Raw genomic sequence first — 15,205 nt, forward strand, 5'->3', positions numbered from 1 at the left:
AAAACAGGGAATCATCACTACAATCCAAATGCCACTCTCTTTTGCAGAGGAATCCAAAAAGGCAGCGCAGCTACGTACAGTCACTCGGCATTTCGGGCGTCTACACGCCGCAGATCGTCGTCGATGGCCTTTTCGAGAACGTAGGTAGCGATCGCGCATCGGTCGAGGCCCGGATCGCCGAACGGCGCGCCGCCCCGCTGCCGGTCGCGCTGCACTTCTCCGACGACGGTGACGTGCTGACGCTCCATGTCGGCGCAGGCAAGTCGCCGGAACGCCCGGCCACGCTCTGGCTTGTGCGCTATTCAAGGGAAGAAGTCGTCGAGATTCGGCGCGGCGAAAATCGCGGCAAGACCATGACCTATGCGCATGTCGTTCGCGAGATGGTGCCGATCGGCATGTGGAAGGGAGCCGCTGCTAGCGTGACATTGCCGAAAGCGGATTTGCTGGTACAGGGCCATGAAGGTTGTGCAGCACTGCTTCAGGCGCATGATGGCGGGCCCGTTCTCGGCGCCGCAAGCATCGATCTGACGGCTACCGCAGGCCCCGCGACGCGCTAGAGATCGGCAGGTCCGGATTCGCGCGTCAGAAGATCCATCGTCTGTGTCAACTGGCCGCCGAGATCCTGCGGCAGCTTGTAGACCCACGCACCGAGGCGCTCATTGAATTCGGCGGCACGCGCTGCTGCGGCATCCGCATCGGCGTCCGGCACCGCGAGTGCCGGATCGGCTTCGGCCGCGAACTTGGCCCACAGGGCCCCGCCCTGCCCGCCCATGCTCATGGTCAGGCGCACCCCGTCGAATGTATCGAAATAGACGGTAGGCGCATTTTCGGGAAGATCGAGCGTATCCGCCGGCGCGACATCGTCGAAGCTCTTGCCGGAAATCGCGGTCGCGACACCGTTGACGACCGGCGCACCGCGGGTTATCCGCCCGGCCGGAATATTGACGATGGAAAAATCGCTCTCGTCTCTCGAGGCGCGTTCGATGATGACGGGAGTTTCGGTGCCGCCCCAAAGCGTGACACGCGCCAGCTCATTGCGCGATATGTCGACAAAGGTTGGATCGAGCCACTCGGTCACGGTCTTGAGCAGCGGCAGCCGGCCGCGCGCCAGCCAGGACTGGTCTTCGCCGTCCCGCCGCACATAAATGAGACCCTCGCCCTGCACGTCGACCGCGCGTTCCGGGACCTTGCCGACAAGCAGCCCAGCCATCCGCTCCTCGCCGCGGAAGAGTTCGACCCGAATCGCCGACCCGATATCCTCAGGCTGCATCAGACCCAGATTGCGATGCCACTCGGGATTGGCCGTGCGCGGCTCATAGGCCTCCATGTCACCGAGCCCGAGCAAGGTCTTCTTGATCAACTCCGGATCGACTGGATATCCACCACGCGCTTCGGCACCCCAGACACCGTCAGTATTGCGCAGCATCACAACCCGGCTGACGCCATGCATGCCCTGACTGGCCGTATAGACGATGCGATCGACCTGATCGAGCCGCGTGTCGAGGCCGGCAAAGAGCGGATGCGGGACAAAACTTGTCTCGACGCTGCTCCGGTCGGTCACCACGGCGACTGCCGCGGCGATGACGGCGACAACCGTCGCCGCGGCCAGAAGCACCAGATTGCGCAATGGCCGATTTTCCCAAAGCGAATGAAGCGATGCCGGCATCGGATCAGGCTCCCTTTTCCGCGCGCGCCTTGCGGCGGCGATAGCGCAGGATCGCGGCGCCAAGCGCGATGACGGCGATCAGAAGGGGAACAAGGCCGACATTGATGAAACGAAGCTGGGCGCCCAGCCCGTCGATCTCACGGCGCAGATTGCGCTGGACGTCGCGCAGCTTCTTGCGGCTGTCGAGCAGTTCGGCACGGAAGGCCTGAATCTCGGTTTCGACACGCGCTTCGGCAGCGGCGTCTTCCGGAAGACCTGCGGCGCCCTCTGTCTGCAATTCGATCAGGCGCCGTTCGGTTTCGGAGATGCGGCGCTCAAGCGCCTCCTGTTCCGCGAGGAACCGGCGTTCGGCGGTCCGGCGCAAGTCGTCGACGACGGTGAACGGCCGGTCGATACGCGCACGCGCGCGAAGTGAAATAAGTTCGTTCGATCCCATCAGGTTGTCGATCGCCGAGACGACAAAACTTGCATTGTCGGCGATCGGCTGGGCCACGCGCTCGCCGAGATAGGACTGCGTCTGGACCCAGAAGCGATCGTCGAAGATATCGCTGTCGGCGAAAAGAATGATATTCGCCTCTCCCTCCGACCGGGCCAGATGCGGCCCCGGCTTGGACAGCGACCGGCGCGGACTCGCAGCACCCTCCGGCGCTTCCAGTTCGACATCGGGAGGACCGTCGAAGGCACTGGTGACGGGACCGGACAGGCGCGCTGCAATGACATAGCGCGCGCCCGTGGGCTCGAAACGGCGCAGCAGATCGTCGGGTCGCGGCCCCGATTTCACATAGTCGAGATCATAGAGTTGGGCATCGTCCGACGATCGCACCAGCGGCGTGAAGTGCGTCGTCGCCCCTTCGGACGGCGCCAGCGCACCGACCGTACCGAGATTGAGCCGCATCACGTCTGCGGTCACGATATCCTCAGCATCGACATTGTCGCGCTGCACGGCGAGCCAGATCACATAGTCGCTTTCCTGGCGACGGGCATCGAGCCCGGTCTGCACGCGTTGCGCCAGCCCGCGGTCGCCGACGATCTTGGTCGGGTCGTAGTCGACACCCCAGCTCTTCAGCAGCGGCTCCAGATTGGACGCCTCGCTATAGCCGCGGATCGGTTGACCGTCCGGTCCGGCGGTCAGGCTGACTTCAGAATGCGGATCGATGAAGGCCAGAACGCGGCCGCCACGCATGACGAACTGGTCGACGGCATAGAGCGTCGCCGGATCGAGCTCACGCGGATGCGCGATCATCAGAACCTCGACCTTCTCGGGCACAACCTGGAACTGCTGTTCGAGATATTCGAGCTCGAAACGGTCGCGCAGTTCCTCATAGATCATGAAGGGAAGGGACTCGCCGCGCATGGCGGACATCAGCCCGCCTGTTCCCGTGTCGAGCGGCAGATTGGTGACGATGCCAAGTACAGGGCGCGTGGGCCGGCTCAGATTCTGGATCATCCGCGCAATGTCATATTCCAGATACTGCTCGCGCTCGTCGGTAAAGAATGGAATGGCTTCGAGCCCGTCGACCGCATTTGTGCCGACAAGCCCGAAATAGATGATGTCGCCCCCTGCAGTCGGCGCGCCCTTGAGTCCGAGCGACATGGCAAGGTCTTCCTGCTCGGAGAAAGGCTCGGGCTCTATGACTTCGAGGCGAAGCTGTCCGTTCGAGCGATTGCGAATTTCTTCCAGCAGATCGCGCACATGGGTCGCATAGGTGCGGATGCGCGGATAGTCGTTGGCAAGCCTTTCCGAATAGAAGAACCGCAGCGTGATCGGTTCCTCGATCTGGCCCACGACCTCGCCGGTGCCTTCGGACAATGTGTAGAGACGATTCTCGGTCAGGTCGATCCGTGCCGAGCGGAAGACGATGTTCGAGAACAGATTGACGGCGAGAAAAAGCACCGCCAGCAGCACCAGCATCACGATACGATAGGCCGAGCGGCTGATTTGCTGGTTGAACATACCGGTCACGCCTTCAGCCCGCCTTCTTCATGTCGACCACGATGCCGCAGGCAATCAGCCAGGCGCCGATCAGCGTTGCAAAGTAGACGATGTCGCGCAGATCGATGACGCCGCGTGTAATGGCGTTGAAATGCGTCAGGAACGAGAAGGACGCGATCGTGTTGAGAATCTGCTGTGGTGCCCAGCCGGAGAAGAAGTCGATGACAATCGGAAGGCCCGACACCGTGAACAGGAAACAGACCGCCACCGACACGACGAACGCGATCACCTGATTGCGCGTCACCGCAGAAAGGCAGGAGCCGATCGCAAGATAGCCGCCGGCCATGAGGAAGCTGCCGAGATAGCCGGCAAGGATGACGCCGTTGTCCGGATCGCCGAGATAATTGACGGTCAGCCACATCGGGAATGTGAGCGCGAGCGCCAGTCCTGAAAACGCCCAGGCCGCCAGAAACTTGCCGAGGACAGCTGCCCACAGCGGCACCGGCAGCGACAACAGCAATTCGATCGATCCCGTGCGGCGCTCTTCCGCCCAGAGGCGCATCGAGATGGCCGGGATCAGAAACAGATAGAGCCAGGGATGGAAGTTGAAGAAGATCGTCAGGTCGGCCTGCCCGCTTTCGTAATAGCCACCCAGATAGAAGGTGAAGGCGCCCATCGTGAACAGGAAGATCACGATGAAGATGAAAGCGAGCGGTGTCGCGAAATAGCCACCGAGTTCACGGCGAAAGACGGCCAGAAGTTCGTTCATGCCGCGTCTCTCTTTCCAGCCGGCGAAACGGTGTCGGACCGGGTGAGGCTGCGAAAGACTTCGTCGAGTCGGCCCGGTTCGCCATAGAGGGCGCGAACCGGCCAGTTTTCCTCACGCGCAAGCCGCGCCACCGCATCGACCAGCAAGGTGTCGCTTTCGCGTGCAGCAACCGGAAAGAGCGTGAAAGTGGTCTCGGCCCCGCGCGGCGCGATTTCGATGCTGGCGATGCCGGGCAGCGCCTTGAGTTTCTCGGCCATCTGAACGGTTGCCTGCCCGCTCAGCGTCAGCGAAACGGCGTTGTGATAGCGCGAGCGCGCCATCAGTGCCGCCGGCGTGCCGTCGGCCACCACCCGGCCGTGATCGATGATCAGCGCGCGGGTGCAGATCGCATCGACCTCTTCGAGGATATGCGTCGAAATGATAATGGCTTTTTCGGCCGACATGCGGCCGATCAGCTTGCGGACTTCGAATTTCTGATTGGGATCAAGGCCATCGGTCGGTTCGTCCATGATCAGAACCGGCGGATTGTGCAGGATCGATTGCGCAAGACCGACACGGCGGCGGAACCCCTTGGACAGCGTGTCGATCGGCTGATCGAGCACGGCGCCGAGTTCGGTCGCCTCGACGGCGCGGTCGATGGCCGTCAGTGCTTCCGCCCCGGAAAGACGCCGCACACGTGCAATAAACCGCAGAAAACCGCGGGGCGTCATATCGCCATAGGCCGGCGCGCCTTCCGGCAGATAGCCGATGGTGCGCTGCGCGGCCAGCGTGTCCTTGACGATGTCGTGACCGCAGATGCGCGCACTGCCGGCGCTCGGCGCCAGAAAGCCGGTGATCATTTTCATGGTGGTGGATTTGCCGGCGCCGTTGGGCCCGAGAAAGCCCAGAACTTCGCCGCGCGCGACCGAGAAGCCGATATTGTCGACCGCTGTGAAGGGGCCGAAATGCTTGGTCAGGCCGTCGATGACGATCATGGCCTCGCCGGCTGCTGCGGAAGGAGCTTTCGTCGCCATTTCCATTTCCGACCGGCCGATGATGCCTCTCCCCGGAACCCTTGCCCTGGCCGGACGCGCCGGCGGCAACTTCGTTTCCACTGCGCCGCAGCTTTCGCGCGGCCTGCCTCCCAAGCAGGCAGACTGTGTAGGACAGGCTGCCAAGTCCTTCAAGTGAAAGATGTTTCATCTTCCGCGCCAGCGCGTCGCCCACGCAAAAGCTTGCCGTCCGGGAGAGGGAACCCGGACGGCTGGAGCTTTCACTCTTGGGACGTGCTGCTGCCTCGAATGTCCCCCAGGGGGGCGGGGGAAGGGTTGGCCCGGCTCCCCCAATCTATCCCGGTGGGGCTGGGGGGCTGATGAAACCGGAACGTCGAAAGGAACCGGGCCGATGAGGCAACGCTGCCAATCTGGCCGCCCAGTGTGGCCCCGCAAGGGCCGAAAAAAGGCAATATTGTGGTTTCCGAAAAAATCGCAGGGGTGGAAAAAATCGAGGCAATCCGCCGAAAATACAACAAGCGGATGACGCCGATGCCTGCCCTGTGCCATGCTTGAAGAACAAGGGGATCCGCCCGCATGGAGGACCGGCCAGCCGCATGACCGACAGTGTCGACTACCTGCCCTCGCGACGCGAGGCGGAGGTCTTTTTCGACCGCAGCGAGCTCGACGCGATCCTTTCCGTCTATGGACGGAAGGTCGCCGAAGGCGAATGGCGCGACTATGCGATGGGGGGTTTCCGCGATGTGGCGATCTTCTCGGTCTTCCGCCGCGCCAGCGAGATGCCGCTCTACCGCATCGAAAAACGCCCGAAACTGGCCAGAAAACAGGGCGCCTATGCAGTGGTGGCGGCGACCGGCCTGATCGTCAAGCGCGGCCATGACCTGAGACAGGTGCTGAAGGTTTTCGAGAAGCGCGCGCTGCGCCTGGTCGACGCCTGAGACGGCAGGGAGACCCGGAACAAAGGCCCCGGCATCGCTGCCGGGGCCTTGTTTTTACGGGCTCTTTCGGCGCGTCAGCTGCGCTGGCTGCCGAGGAACTGCAGCAGGAACATGAACATGTTGATGAAGTCGAGATAGAGCGAGAGCGCGCCCATCACGGCCTTCTTGCCCGAGGCGGCAACGCTGTCGCCTTCGTAATACATGCCCTTGATGCGCTGCGTGTCATAGGCGGTGAGGCCGGCAAAGACCAGAACGCCGATCACCGAAACCGCGAATTGCAGCGCCGAGCTCTGCAGGAACAGGTTGACGACCATCGCGATGATGACGCCGATCAGGCCCATGAACAGGAACGAGCCCATCCCGGTCAGATCGCGTTTTGTCGTGTAGCCGTAAAGGCTTAGCGAGCCGAACGCGGCCGCCGTCACGAAGAAGGTCGTGGTGATGCTCTCGCCCGTATAGACGAGGAAGATCGACGACAGCGACAGGCCCATCACGCCGGCAAAGAGCCAGAACGTGGTCTGAACCGCAAACAGGCTCATGGCCTGGACGCGAAAGCTCAGAAAGAAGATGAAGGCCAGCGGCGCCAGCATGACGACCCATTTCAGCGGGCTCGCATAGATCGCCTGACCGAATTCGCTGAAGGCGAGACCGGCCGGCGTTTCAACGACAGCCGCGTTATAGGCGAACAGCGCGACCAGTCCGGTCAGCGCGAGCGCCATCGCCATGTAGTTGTAAACACTGAGCATATAGCTCCGAAGGCCCTCGTCGATCGCCATGTCGGCGCGCCGCCCGAGCTCGACCTGATGGAGCCGTTCCTGATCGTAATTGGCCATGTATCTGCACCCTCCTGCGTGTGCCTGCGCTCAATATCGGCTGCGCTCTGCCGGAATTCAAGCGAAACCGGGGGATTATCGTGAAGATTGGGTAACGCTTTCCGGGGCTTAGCCGGCATTCGACAGACAGCACCGGCGACAGCGGACCCCCCCTCTGTCACGGAACTGTCAAAAAACTGTCATATATGGCGCGGCGGCCGACTTGTCCCCGGGTCTGTCGCGCCACTTGTCCCCGGGTTTATCCCTCAACTTGTCGGCGGGGGAGCAGCGTGACGCTGCAAAAAAGTTATCCCCGCCGAAGTTATCCTCGGGGCAGGAAGCGCCGCGGGGGCCCTCAATCGGCCCTGAGCACCGGCGCCGCCGGCGCGGCCAGCGCCCGCCAGGTGCCGGCAAGACCGAGCGCGACGGTGACCAGCGCCGCACCGATCACGGTGAGCGCCAGCGTGCCGGGCAGGAAGCGCCAGGGCATCTCCATCAGCAGCGTGATGACGGCGAACCCCGCCAGCGAACCGGCCAGCGCCGCGACCAGCGCGGTCGCGAGACCGAGCAGCGCATATTCGCGGACATAGATGCCGAGAATGCGCACCGTCGTCGCGCCGAGAACCTTCAGCACCACCGCATCGCGCACCCGCGCCGAGAAGCCGGCCGCCATCGCGCCCGCCAGCACCAGCACGCCGGCCGCCAGCGTGACCGCGCCGGTCGCGCGCACCGCCATGGCGAAATTCTCGAGCAGCCCGTTGACCGCCTCGAGCGCCTCCTTGACGCGCACCGAGGTGATGTTGGGAAAGCGCGTCGTCACATCGCGTTCGAGCGCCTCCTCGGCCGCATCGCCGCCCTCCATGGCGACGGTCGCCAGCACCGTATGCGGCGCGGCCGACAAGGCGCCGGGCGAGAACACCAGCACGAAATTGATCCCGAGCGAGGACCAGTCGATGGCGCGCGTATTGGCGATCGTCGCCGACATTTCGCGGCCCAGCACATTGACGGTGATGGTGTCGCCGATCTCGACGCCGAAGCCCAGCGCGAGATCCTCGCCGAAGGAAACGAGCGGCGGTCCGGCATAGTCTTCCGGCCACCACTCGCCGCGCACCAGCGTCGAACCGGCGGGAAGCGCGGCCGAATAGGTGATGCCGCGGTCGCCCCGCAGCGCCCATTGCACGTCGGAGGACACGGTCAACTGGTCCGACGGCACACCATTGACCGCGGCGATCCGTCCCCGGAGCATCGGCACGCGGTTGAAGGAGGTGACGCCGGCGCTGGCGGAGACGATTTCCTCCAGCGCGTCGATCTGGTCGGGCTGCACATCGACGAAGAAGAAGGCCGGCGCCCGGTCGAGCAGCTCGCTGGCGATCTGCCCGGTCAGATTGCCGTTGATCAGCGACACCGTGACCAGCAGCGTCAGGCCGAGACCGAGCGACAGCACGATCGCGGTTGTCGGCGCGCCGGGCCGGTGGATATTGGCCAGCGCCAGACGCAGGCCCGGCGAACGGACGCGGGGCGCACGCGCCGCCAGCGCCATGATGCCGCGCGCGGCGCCGAAGAGAACGACAAAGACGCCGGCGGCGCCGGCCACGAAATAGAGCGCGAAGACCGGCTCCTCGGCCAGACCGACCGCCATGCCGGCCAGCGCCAGCAAGGCAGCCGCCGTCGCCGCGACATAGGCCGGCCGCGGGAAACGCCGCGTCGGCGCGACGAGATCGCGGAAGAGGCTGGTTGCCGGCACCTCGCGCGCACGCGCCAGCGGCCAGATCGCGAAGGCCAGCGCCGTCAGCACGCCATAGGCGGCCGCCAGCACCAGCGGCGCGCCGTAGAGACCGAGATCGGCCGGAATGGGGATCGCACCTCCCGCCACCGCATCGACGATGAAGGGCGCGGCGCCACCGATGACGAGGCCGAGCACAATGCCGACCGCGGCCAGCGCCATCACCTGCATCAGATAGAGCCGGAAGATCAGGGCGCCCGGCGCGCCGAGACATTTGAAGGTGGCGATGACCGTGCGCTTGCCGTCGAGATAGGACTTGACCGCATTGGCGACGCCGACGCCGCCGACGACCAGCGCGGTGAGGCCGACCAGCGAGAGGAACAGCGCCACGCGCTCGACGAAGCGCCTGACGCCGGGCGCGCTGTCGCTGCGATCCTGCACCCGCCAGCCGGCATCGGGGAAGCGCTGGTTGAGACCGGCGACCCAGCCGGCAATATCGGCCGGCGAACGCTGCGCTGCGGGCAGCCGGACGCGGTAGTGATAGCTGACGAGACTGCCGGGCTGCACCAGCGCGGTGGCCTCGAGCGCCTCCATCGCGATCATGGCGCGCGGACCGAGCGCGAAGCCGTCGGAGACGCGGTCGGGCTCGCGCTCGATCACGGCGCGCAATTCGAGTTCGGCCTCGCCGATGCGGACGAGATCGCCGACCGCGACGCCGAGCCGCGTCATCAGATTGGGCTCGACGACAAGCCCCCAGCGACCGTCGCGAAGGGCCAGCGCCTCGGCAAGCGCGATATCGGGCTGAAGCGCCATGGCGCCGTAGAGCGGATAGAGATTGTCGACAGCCTTCAGCTCGACCAGCGTCTGCGCCCGCACGGCACCGTCATGCGCACCGGCACCGCGCGCCATGGCACGCATGTCGGCCATTGCCGAGACCGCATTGCCGGCCGAAATGAAGGCAAGTTCCTCGGCCGTGGCAGCGCGATGGATCAGGCGGATGGCGACGTCGCCGCCGAGAATTTCCTGGCCGCCCTCGGCCAGCCCGCGCGTCAGCGCGGTCGAGACCGAACCGACGCCGGCAATCGCCGCAACGCCCAGCGCCAGACAGGCGATGAAGACGCGAAAACCCTTGAGGCCGCCGCGCAACTCGCGCCGTGCGAGACGGGCGGCGAGAACGAAGGAGGTGGAGCCGTTGTTCATGCGCGGGCTTCCTCTCCCGCAGGCAGAAGTGCCGCGTGCCGGCGCCCTTCACCTCCCCCTTGCGGGGAGGTCGAAACGCGGCACGCGTTTCGGGTGGGGGTGCCCGTGCAAACGGGAACGGAAGAACCATGCCGTGGGGTCGCGCCCCCCACCCGCGAAATCCGCGTCCCGCGAATTTCCCGACCTCCCCGCAAGGGGGAGGTGAACAGGTGGGCGACTGCAAATTTTCTCACGCCACCACCCCCGCCTCGATGCTCTCGACCAGCCCGTCGCGCAGCCGGATGACGCGGTCGCAGCGCGCGGCCAGCGCCTCGTCATGGGTGATCAGCACCAGCGTCGTGCCCTTGCGCGCATGGAGATCGAACATCAGCGCGATGATTTCGGCGCCGGTCGCCTGGTCGAGATTGCCGGTCGGTTCGTCGGCGAGCAGGATTTCGGGATCGCCGGCGACCGCGCGGGCCAGCGCCACACGCTGCTGCTCGCCGCCCGAGAGCTGACCCGGATAATGGGTCAGCCGGTGGCCGAGCCCGACAAGACGCAGCTCTTCCTCGGCGCGTTCGAAGGCATCGGCGCGGCCGGCAAATTCGAGCGGGATCGCGACATTCTCGAGCGCGGTCATGGTCGGGATCAGATGGAAGGACTGGAAGACGATGCCGACCCGGTCGCGGCGGAAGCGCGCGAGGCCGTCCTCGCCAAGCGCGGTGAGATCCTCGCCTGCCGCGCGGATGCGGCCCGAGCTTGGCCGCTCGAGACCGGCCAGCACCATCAGAAGCGTCGACTTACCCGACCCCGAGGGGCCAACCAGACCCGCCGCCTCGCCGCGCGCAATGGCGAGATCGATGCCGCGCAGGATGTTGACCGGGCCGGCGGCGCTGGGCAGGGTCAGGCGGACGGCGTCGAGTTCGATGATGTTGCTGTTGGGCAAGGGCGACGGGCTCTCTATATGGTGAGGCGGGGGCAGCGGACGGCCAGCATAGGCCGGAACGGCGACGGGAAAGAAAGACACTCGATGCGATATGGCTTTTCGATGCGTTATTGCAAGCTTTTACCGGCTCTGCTGGTGGCCGCCGCGCTTTCGCTGGCGCCGGCAGGCGCCAGCGAGCGCGCGCTGACCATTGTGGCGCTGGGCGACAGCCTGACGGCCGGCTACATGCTGGGCCCCGACGAGGATTTCGCGACCCAGCTCGAACGGGCGCTGCAGGCGGCCGGTCACGAGAATGTGAAGATCGCCAATGCCGGCGTCTCGGGCGACACGACATCGGGCGGCCTGGCACGGCTCGACTGGGCGGTCGGACCCGAAGCCGATGCGGTGATCGTCGAACTGGGCGCCAATGACGCACTGCGGGCGATCGATCCCGGCGTCACGCGGGAAAATCTCGAAACCATCGTGACGCGGCTGAAGGCGCGCGGCTTGCCGGTGCTGCTGGCCGGCATGCTGGCGCCACCCAATCTCGGCGCCGAATACGGCGACGCCTTCAACACGATCTATGCCGATCTGGCGGCGGCGCACGATCTGATCCTCTATCCCTTCTTCCTCGACGGCGTCGCCGCCGAGCGCCATCTCAATCTCGGCGACGGCATTCATCCGACCGCGGAAGGCGTCGGCGTCATCGTCGAGCGGATCTTGCCGGAGGTCGAGGCGCTGATTGCGCAGGCGAGGAAGGATGAGGCGGTGAACTGAGGGGGGTGGCAGAGCTCTAAATAATGGCATAGAGCGCCACTGCGCCCCACGCCACAACAAGGCCCAATGGCGCTACGATCTGCACCATGCTTCGGAATAGAAATGTCACGATTAACCCTACGAAAAATCCAGTAACCACGACGACAACAACACTCCACCAAGGCAGAAAAACGAGTGCTGCAAGCGGGGAACCAACTACGCCGGAGAAGAATCCAAGGATCATGACCAGTGATGCACCGTCGCGGTAATACGCTCCGACTGGCCAGCCTCTCGCATCCGCAAAGCTCGCATATGAGACGATCACAATACCAAACCCGAATGTCAGCGTAAGAACTGCGATCTGAAAGAGAAACTTTGAGTCTCTGGAGCGCTCAACTGGAATACGAATTTCCTGCTTGTGTGCATTCCACCAGTCGCCAAATCTGTCGAGAAGCTGATGCCCTGCAATTTCGGCAGCGACATCCCCTTCATCGAGATTGGCCAACCGGTACCGCAACCCGGGTATCATTTCCTCCTCCCAATGTTGTCTCAGTTCCGGGTGCGCCTTATCGAGAGCGCCATTCTCCGCCAAAAGCGCATAGTCGTAGGCGTTTTTCATATGCGCGCGCATAGCATCAAGGTCGGAGGCAGAAATCTCCGAAAAAGGCGCACCAGCATTGCTAATTCGGGTTGCAGACTGAGCTTCCTCAACCGCTAAGATAATGTACTGAGCATTCTTCCTCTCCGCGTCGCTCCAGCTTTCGTCCACACAACCCTGAACGGCCGTCGCAATCAAAATGGCTACCAACGCGGCGGCAGTGTGCATAGACATAGATGTTCGTTTCGTTTCGAGCAGCATAGCTTCATGTCCTGAAGACAACCGGTGACGGATCAACATTATCATTGTCCGGAGGAAAACAGAAAGCTGAAAGCTGCCAAGATACGACATGCCGGTTTCTAGTGATTTAGCGATCCCATCTTCACCATCTTACGGTCCGTATCTGCCAAGCCTGAACTCGACCTTTGTCCCACCCAAAGGTGTCATCCCGGCACTCGTTGCCGGGACCCATTCGCCTATCGGTTCAGTTTGTCAGTCAGATCGTCCCATTCGGGATTGTCGCGCTCGATCTGACGGACTTTCCAGACGCGCGGCCATTCTTTCATCGTTCTCTCGCGTTGGATCGCAACCCGGATGTCGTCAAGGGCTTCCACATAAACCAGACGATGAACGCCGTACTTCTTCGCGAACTTCAAGCCGAGGCCCTCGCGGTGTTCGAAGATGCGGCGTGCGATGTCGTTTGTGACACCGATGTAAAGCGTCCCGTGCTTGCGGCTGGCGAGGATGTAAACGAAATAGCTCATCTATCCGCCGTGAGGTGGATTGGGTCCCGGCAACAAGTGCCGGGATGACATCTCTGGGTGGGGTGACGACGTTGTGTAGAGACAACGGAGATCACCCCGCGTGACTCGCGCGGTCCGGCCCCTGTATAAATCATCAACTCAAAAACCAACGGGGGGACGGCAATGGAATATCGCCAGCTTGGGCGCACGGATCTGAAGGTCAGCGCGATCTGTCTCGGCACCATGACCTGGGGCCAGCAGAACACCGAAGCCGAAGGCCACGCGCAGATGGACTATGCCATCGCGCAGGGCATCAATTTCTTCGACACCTCGGAAATGTATGCCGTGCCGCCGAAGCCGGAGACGCAAGGCGCGACCGAGAAGATCATCGGTACATGGTTCAAGGCGCGCGGGAACCGCGACAAGGTGATCCTGGCGACCAAGGTTGCCGGGCGCAGCCCGATGACATGGCTGCGCGACAATGGCGCGGGCACCGAGCAGAGCAAGGCGCAGATCCGCGAGGCGATCGACAAGAGCCTGAAACGTCTGCAGACGGATTATATCGATCTCTACCAGCTGCACTGGCCCGACCGTCCGATCAATCTTTTCGGCGGCCTCGGCTACAAGCATATCGACGGGAAATCGAACCCGATCGAGGAAATTCTCGAAGCGCTGGACGAAGCGGTCAAAGCCGGCAAGCTGCGCCATATCGGGCTCTCCAACGAGACACCCTGGGGCACGATGAAATTCCTGCATCACGCCGAGACCAAAGGCCTGCCGCGGGTACAGTCGATCCAGAACGCCTACAATCTGCTGAACCGGACCTTCGAGCTGGGCGGCTCGGAGATCGCCCATCGCGATCAGGTCGGCCTGCTTGCCTATTCGCCGCTGGCGCAGGGTTATCTGACCGGCAAGTACCAGAACGGCGCCCTGCCCGAGGGTTCGCGCAAGGCGCTGTTCAACCGCTTGCAGCGCTACGAGAGCCCGCAGACCGACCGCGCCATCGAGGCCTATCTGGCGGTGGCGAGAAAGCACGGGCTCGATGCCTCGCAGATGGCCAACCAGTTCGCGACGACGCGGCCCTTCGTGACCTCGAACATCATCGGCGCGACGACGATGGAGCAGCTGAAGCTGGCGGTGACGAGCACCGAGGTGAAATGGACCGAGGAACTCGAAAAGGATATCGAGGCGGTGCATCTCGACCAGCCCAACCCGGCGCCTTGAGCCGGCGGCCCATTTTTCATTCTCTCTTCCACGTCATGGCCCGCTTTATGCGGGCCATCCACGTCTTTGCGCCACGGAAAGATAGAAAAGAAAGACGTGGATGACCCGGACAAGCCGGGTCATGACGACTAAATTTGGATTGAGAGTTGAATCGGACAGCAGAGAGCTTGTCCGGGTCATGACGGTTAAGTGGGAATGCGAGGCAAAATGATCCGCCTTTTCACCGCGCTTGAAATTCCCGACGAGGTGGCCGAGAAAATTCGCCGCCTGCAGCAGGGGCTCGAAGGTGCGCGCTGGATCGAGCGCGGCGATCTGCACATCACGCTGCGCTTCATCGGCGACGTGCCCGAAAACATCGCGGCCGATATCGACGCGGCGCTGGCGCTCATTCCCTTCACACCCTTCGAGGTCGAACTCGAAGGCGTCGGCGAGTTCGGCGCCGCGCGGCCGAACGCCTTATGGGCGGGCGTGAAAATGTCGGAGCCCTTGCGCATCCTGCAGGGCCGCCATGAAAGCGCGATGCGCCGCGCCGGGCTGAAACCCGAGACGCGGAAGTTCCATCCCCATGTGACGGTGGCGCGGCTTGCCGGCGTCGCCGCGACGGATGTCGGCCGCTATATCGAGGCCAACAATCTCTTCGCCGCACCGCGCTTCACGGTCGAGAGCTTTACGCTGTTTTCAGCAAAGGGTGGCAGCGGCGGCGCGCCCTATGTCGCCGAGCGGCGCTATCCGGAGAATGCGTGGGAGGATGACGAGGGGTGAGGTTCCGCGCTCGCTCCAAATTCAGGTGTCATCCCGGCGAAAGCCGGGAACCATTGGTTCCCTCGGCAAGGGCGAGCGCATGTGGCGTCGGCGCCGACACACACCATTAAAAGCTGCGGCAAGAGGCGCCGCGAGTGGGCCCCCTGAGTTCACAAACGAAGTGCAACACCAGCTTGGGCTTAAGG

At 63.6% G+C, this 15,205-nt stretch carries 14 protein-coding genes; 5 read left to right on the top strand and 9 right to left on the bottom strand.

Annotation, left to right across the window (positions count from 1 at the left end):
* Nucleotides 1-41: 41 nt before the first annotated feature.
* The gene (locus tag AAC071_RS16300; RefSeq protein WP_339834643.1) at nt 42-557 is read left to right on the top strand and encodes a DUF1223 domain-containing protein; all 516 of its coding nucleotides are present in this window, start codon (nt 42-44) and stop codon (nt 555-557) included.
* Here the strand turns inward: AAC071_RS16300 and AAC071_RS16305 are convergent.
* Genes AAC071_RS16305 through AAC071_RS16320 form a run of 4 tightly spaced genes read right to left on the bottom strand, consistent with a single transcriptional unit; the run spans nt 554 to nt 5,381 of the window.
* Complete coding sequence (locus tag AAC071_RS16305; RefSeq protein WP_339834646.1) at nt 554-1,666, bottom strand: DUF4340 domain-containing protein; 1,113 nt, start codon at nt 1,664-1,666, stop codon at nt 554-556. The two genes, AAC071_RS16300 and AAC071_RS16305, sit on opposite strands and share 4 nt — an antisense overlap.
* Before the next feature lie 4 nt (nt 1,667-1,670).
* A complete protein-coding gene (locus AAC071_RS16310) occupies nt 1,671-3,620 on the bottom strand; it encodes a Gldg family protein (protein ID WP_339834677.1) in 1,950 nt (649 codons plus the stop codon).
* Nucleotides 3,621-3,633: 13 nt separating this feature from the next.
* A complete protein-coding gene (locus AAC071_RS16315) occupies nt 3,634-4,368 on the bottom strand; it encodes an ABC transporter permease subunit (protein WP_339834648.1) in 735 nt (244 codons plus the stop codon).
* Nucleotides 4,365-5,381 (bottom strand): ABC transporter ATP-binding protein, encoded by a 1,017-nt coding sequence (locus AAC071_RS16320; protein ID WP_339834649.1) that lies wholly within the window; start codon nt 5,379-5,381, stop codon nt 4,365-4,367. The genes AAC071_RS16315 and AAC071_RS16320 overlap by 4 nt, the downstream gene beginning before the upstream one ends.
* 575 nt (nt 5,382-5,956) lie before the next feature.
* On the opposite strand from AAC071_RS16320, the gene AAC071_RS16325 reads away from it, so the two are divergent.
* Nucleotides 5,957-6,298: a DUF2794 domain-containing protein gene (locus AAC071_RS16325; RefSeq protein WP_339834652.1), complete on the top strand. Its 342-nt coding sequence runs from the start codon at nt 5,957-5,959 to the stop codon at nt 6,296-6,298.
* 74 nt (nt 6,299-6,372) lie between these two features.
* Here the strand turns inward: AAC071_RS16325 and AAC071_RS16330 are convergent, their stop codons facing one another.
* The 3 genes from AAC071_RS16330 to AAC071_RS16340 all read right to left on the bottom strand — a co-directional run bounded on the left by AAC071_RS16330 (nt 6,373) and on the right by AAC071_RS16340 (nt 10,958).
* Nucleotides 6,373-7,131, bottom strand: coding sequence for a Bax inhibitor-1/YccA family protein (locus AAC071_RS16330; RefSeq protein WP_339834655.1), 759 nt, complete (start codon nt 7,129-7,131; stop codon nt 6,373-6,375).
* 334 nt (nt 7,132-7,465) lie between these two features.
* Nucleotides 7,466-10,033 (bottom strand): FtsX-like permease family protein, encoded by a 2,568-nt coding sequence (locus tag AAC071_RS16335; RefSeq protein ID WP_339834657.1) that lies wholly within the window; start codon nt 10,031-10,033, stop codon nt 7,466-7,468.
* 229 nt (nt 10,034-10,262) lie between these two features.
* Nucleotides 10,263-10,958, bottom strand: coding sequence for an ABC transporter ATP-binding protein (locus AAC071_RS16340; protein WP_339834660.1), 696 nt, complete (start codon nt 10,956-10,958; stop codon nt 10,263-10,265).
* A gap of 84 nt (nt 10,959-11,042) precedes the next feature.
* Here AAC071_RS16340 and AAC071_RS16345 point away from each other — a divergent pair, with 84 nt between their 5' ends.
* A complete protein-coding gene (locus tag AAC071_RS16345; protein WP_339834662.1) occupies nt 11,043-11,714 on the top strand; it encodes an arylesterase in 672 nt (223 codons plus the stop codon).
* A 16-nt stretch (nt 11,715-11,730) separates the two neighbouring features.
* Here the strand turns inward: AAC071_RS16345 and AAC071_RS16350 are convergent, their stop codons facing one another.
* Together AAC071_RS16350 and AAC071_RS16355 are read right to left on the bottom strand one after the other, a co-directional pair.
* Complete coding sequence (locus AAC071_RS16350; RefSeq protein ID WP_339834665.1) at nt 11,731-12,552, bottom strand: hypothetical protein; 822 nt, start codon at nt 12,550-12,552, stop codon at nt 11,731-11,733.
* A gap of 215 nt (nt 12,553-12,767) precedes the next feature.
* The gene (locus AAC071_RS16355) at nt 12,768-13,055 is read right to left on the bottom strand and encodes a GIY-YIG nuclease family protein (RefSeq protein WP_339834668.1); all 288 of its coding nucleotides are present in this window, start codon (nt 13,053-13,055) and stop codon (nt 12,768-12,770) included.
* Nucleotides 13,056-13,217: 162 nt separating this feature from the next.
* On the opposite strand from AAC071_RS16355, the gene AAC071_RS16360 reads away from it, so the two are divergent.
* Complete coding sequence (locus AAC071_RS16360; protein WP_339834671.1) at nt 13,218-14,258, top strand: NADP(H)-dependent aldo-keto reductase; 1,041 nt, start codon at nt 13,218-13,220, stop codon at nt 14,256-14,258.
* A 207-nt stretch (nt 14,259-14,465) separates the two neighbouring features.
* A complete protein-coding gene (gene thpR, locus AAC071_RS16365; protein ID WP_339834674.1) occupies nt 14,466-15,020 on the top strand; it encodes an RNA 2',3'-cyclic phosphodiesterase in 555 nt (184 codons plus the stop codon).
* The last annotated feature ends 185 nt before the right edge of the window (nt 15,021-15,205 follow it).

It is taken from the genome of uncultured Parvibaculum sp. (assembly GCF_963975745.1).
Classification (GTDB): Bacteria; Pseudomonadota; Alphaproteobacteria; order Parvibaculales; family Parvibaculaceae; genus Parvibaculum.

Coding starts and splice junctions, on each gene's coding strand:
- AAC071_RS16305 (WP_339834646.1), bottom strand. CDS start 1,666: ATGCCGGCATCGCTTCATTCGCTTTGGGAAAATCGGCCATTGCGCAAT.
- AAC071_RS16310 (WP_339834677.1), bottom strand. CDS start 3,620: ATGTTCAACCAGCAAATCAGCCGCTCGGCCTATCGTATCGTGATGCTG.
- AAC071_RS16315 (WP_339834648.1), bottom strand. CDS start 4,368: ATGAACGAACTTCTGGCCGTCTTTCGCCGTGAACTCGGTGGCTATTTC.
- AAC071_RS16320 (WP_339834649.1), bottom strand. CDS start 5,381: ATGGCGACGAAAGCTCCTTCCGCAGCAGCCGGCGAGGCCATGATCGTC.
- AAC071_RS16325 (WP_339834652.1), top strand. CDS start 5,957: ATGACCGACAGTGTCGACTACCTGCCCTCGCGACGCGAGGCGGAGGTC.
- AAC071_RS16330 (WP_339834655.1), bottom strand. CDS start 7,131: ATGGCCAATTACGATCAGGAACGGCTCCATCAGGTCGAGCTCGGGCGG.
- AAC071_RS16335 (WP_339834657.1), bottom strand. CDS start 10,033: ATGAACAACGGCTCCACCTCCTTCGTTCTCGCCGCCCGTCTCGCACGG.
- AAC071_RS16345 (WP_339834662.1), top strand. CDS start 11,043: ATGCGATATGGCTTTTCGATGCGTTATTGCAAGCTTTTACCGGCTCTG.
- AAC071_RS16350 (WP_339834665.1), bottom strand. CDS start 12,552: ATGCTGCTCGAAACGAAACGAACATCTATGTCTATGCACACTGCCGCC.
- AAC071_RS16355 (WP_339834668.1), bottom strand. CDS start 13,055: ATGAGCTATTTCGTTTACATCCTCGCCAGCCGCAAGCACGGGACGCTT.
- AAC071_RS16360 (WP_339834671.1), top strand. CDS start 13,218: ATGGAATATCGCCAGCTTGGGCGCACGGATCTGAAGGTCAGCGCGATC.
- thpR (WP_339834674.1), top strand. CDS start 14,466: ATGATCCGCCTTTTCACCGCGCTTGAAATTCCCGACGAGGTGGCCGAG.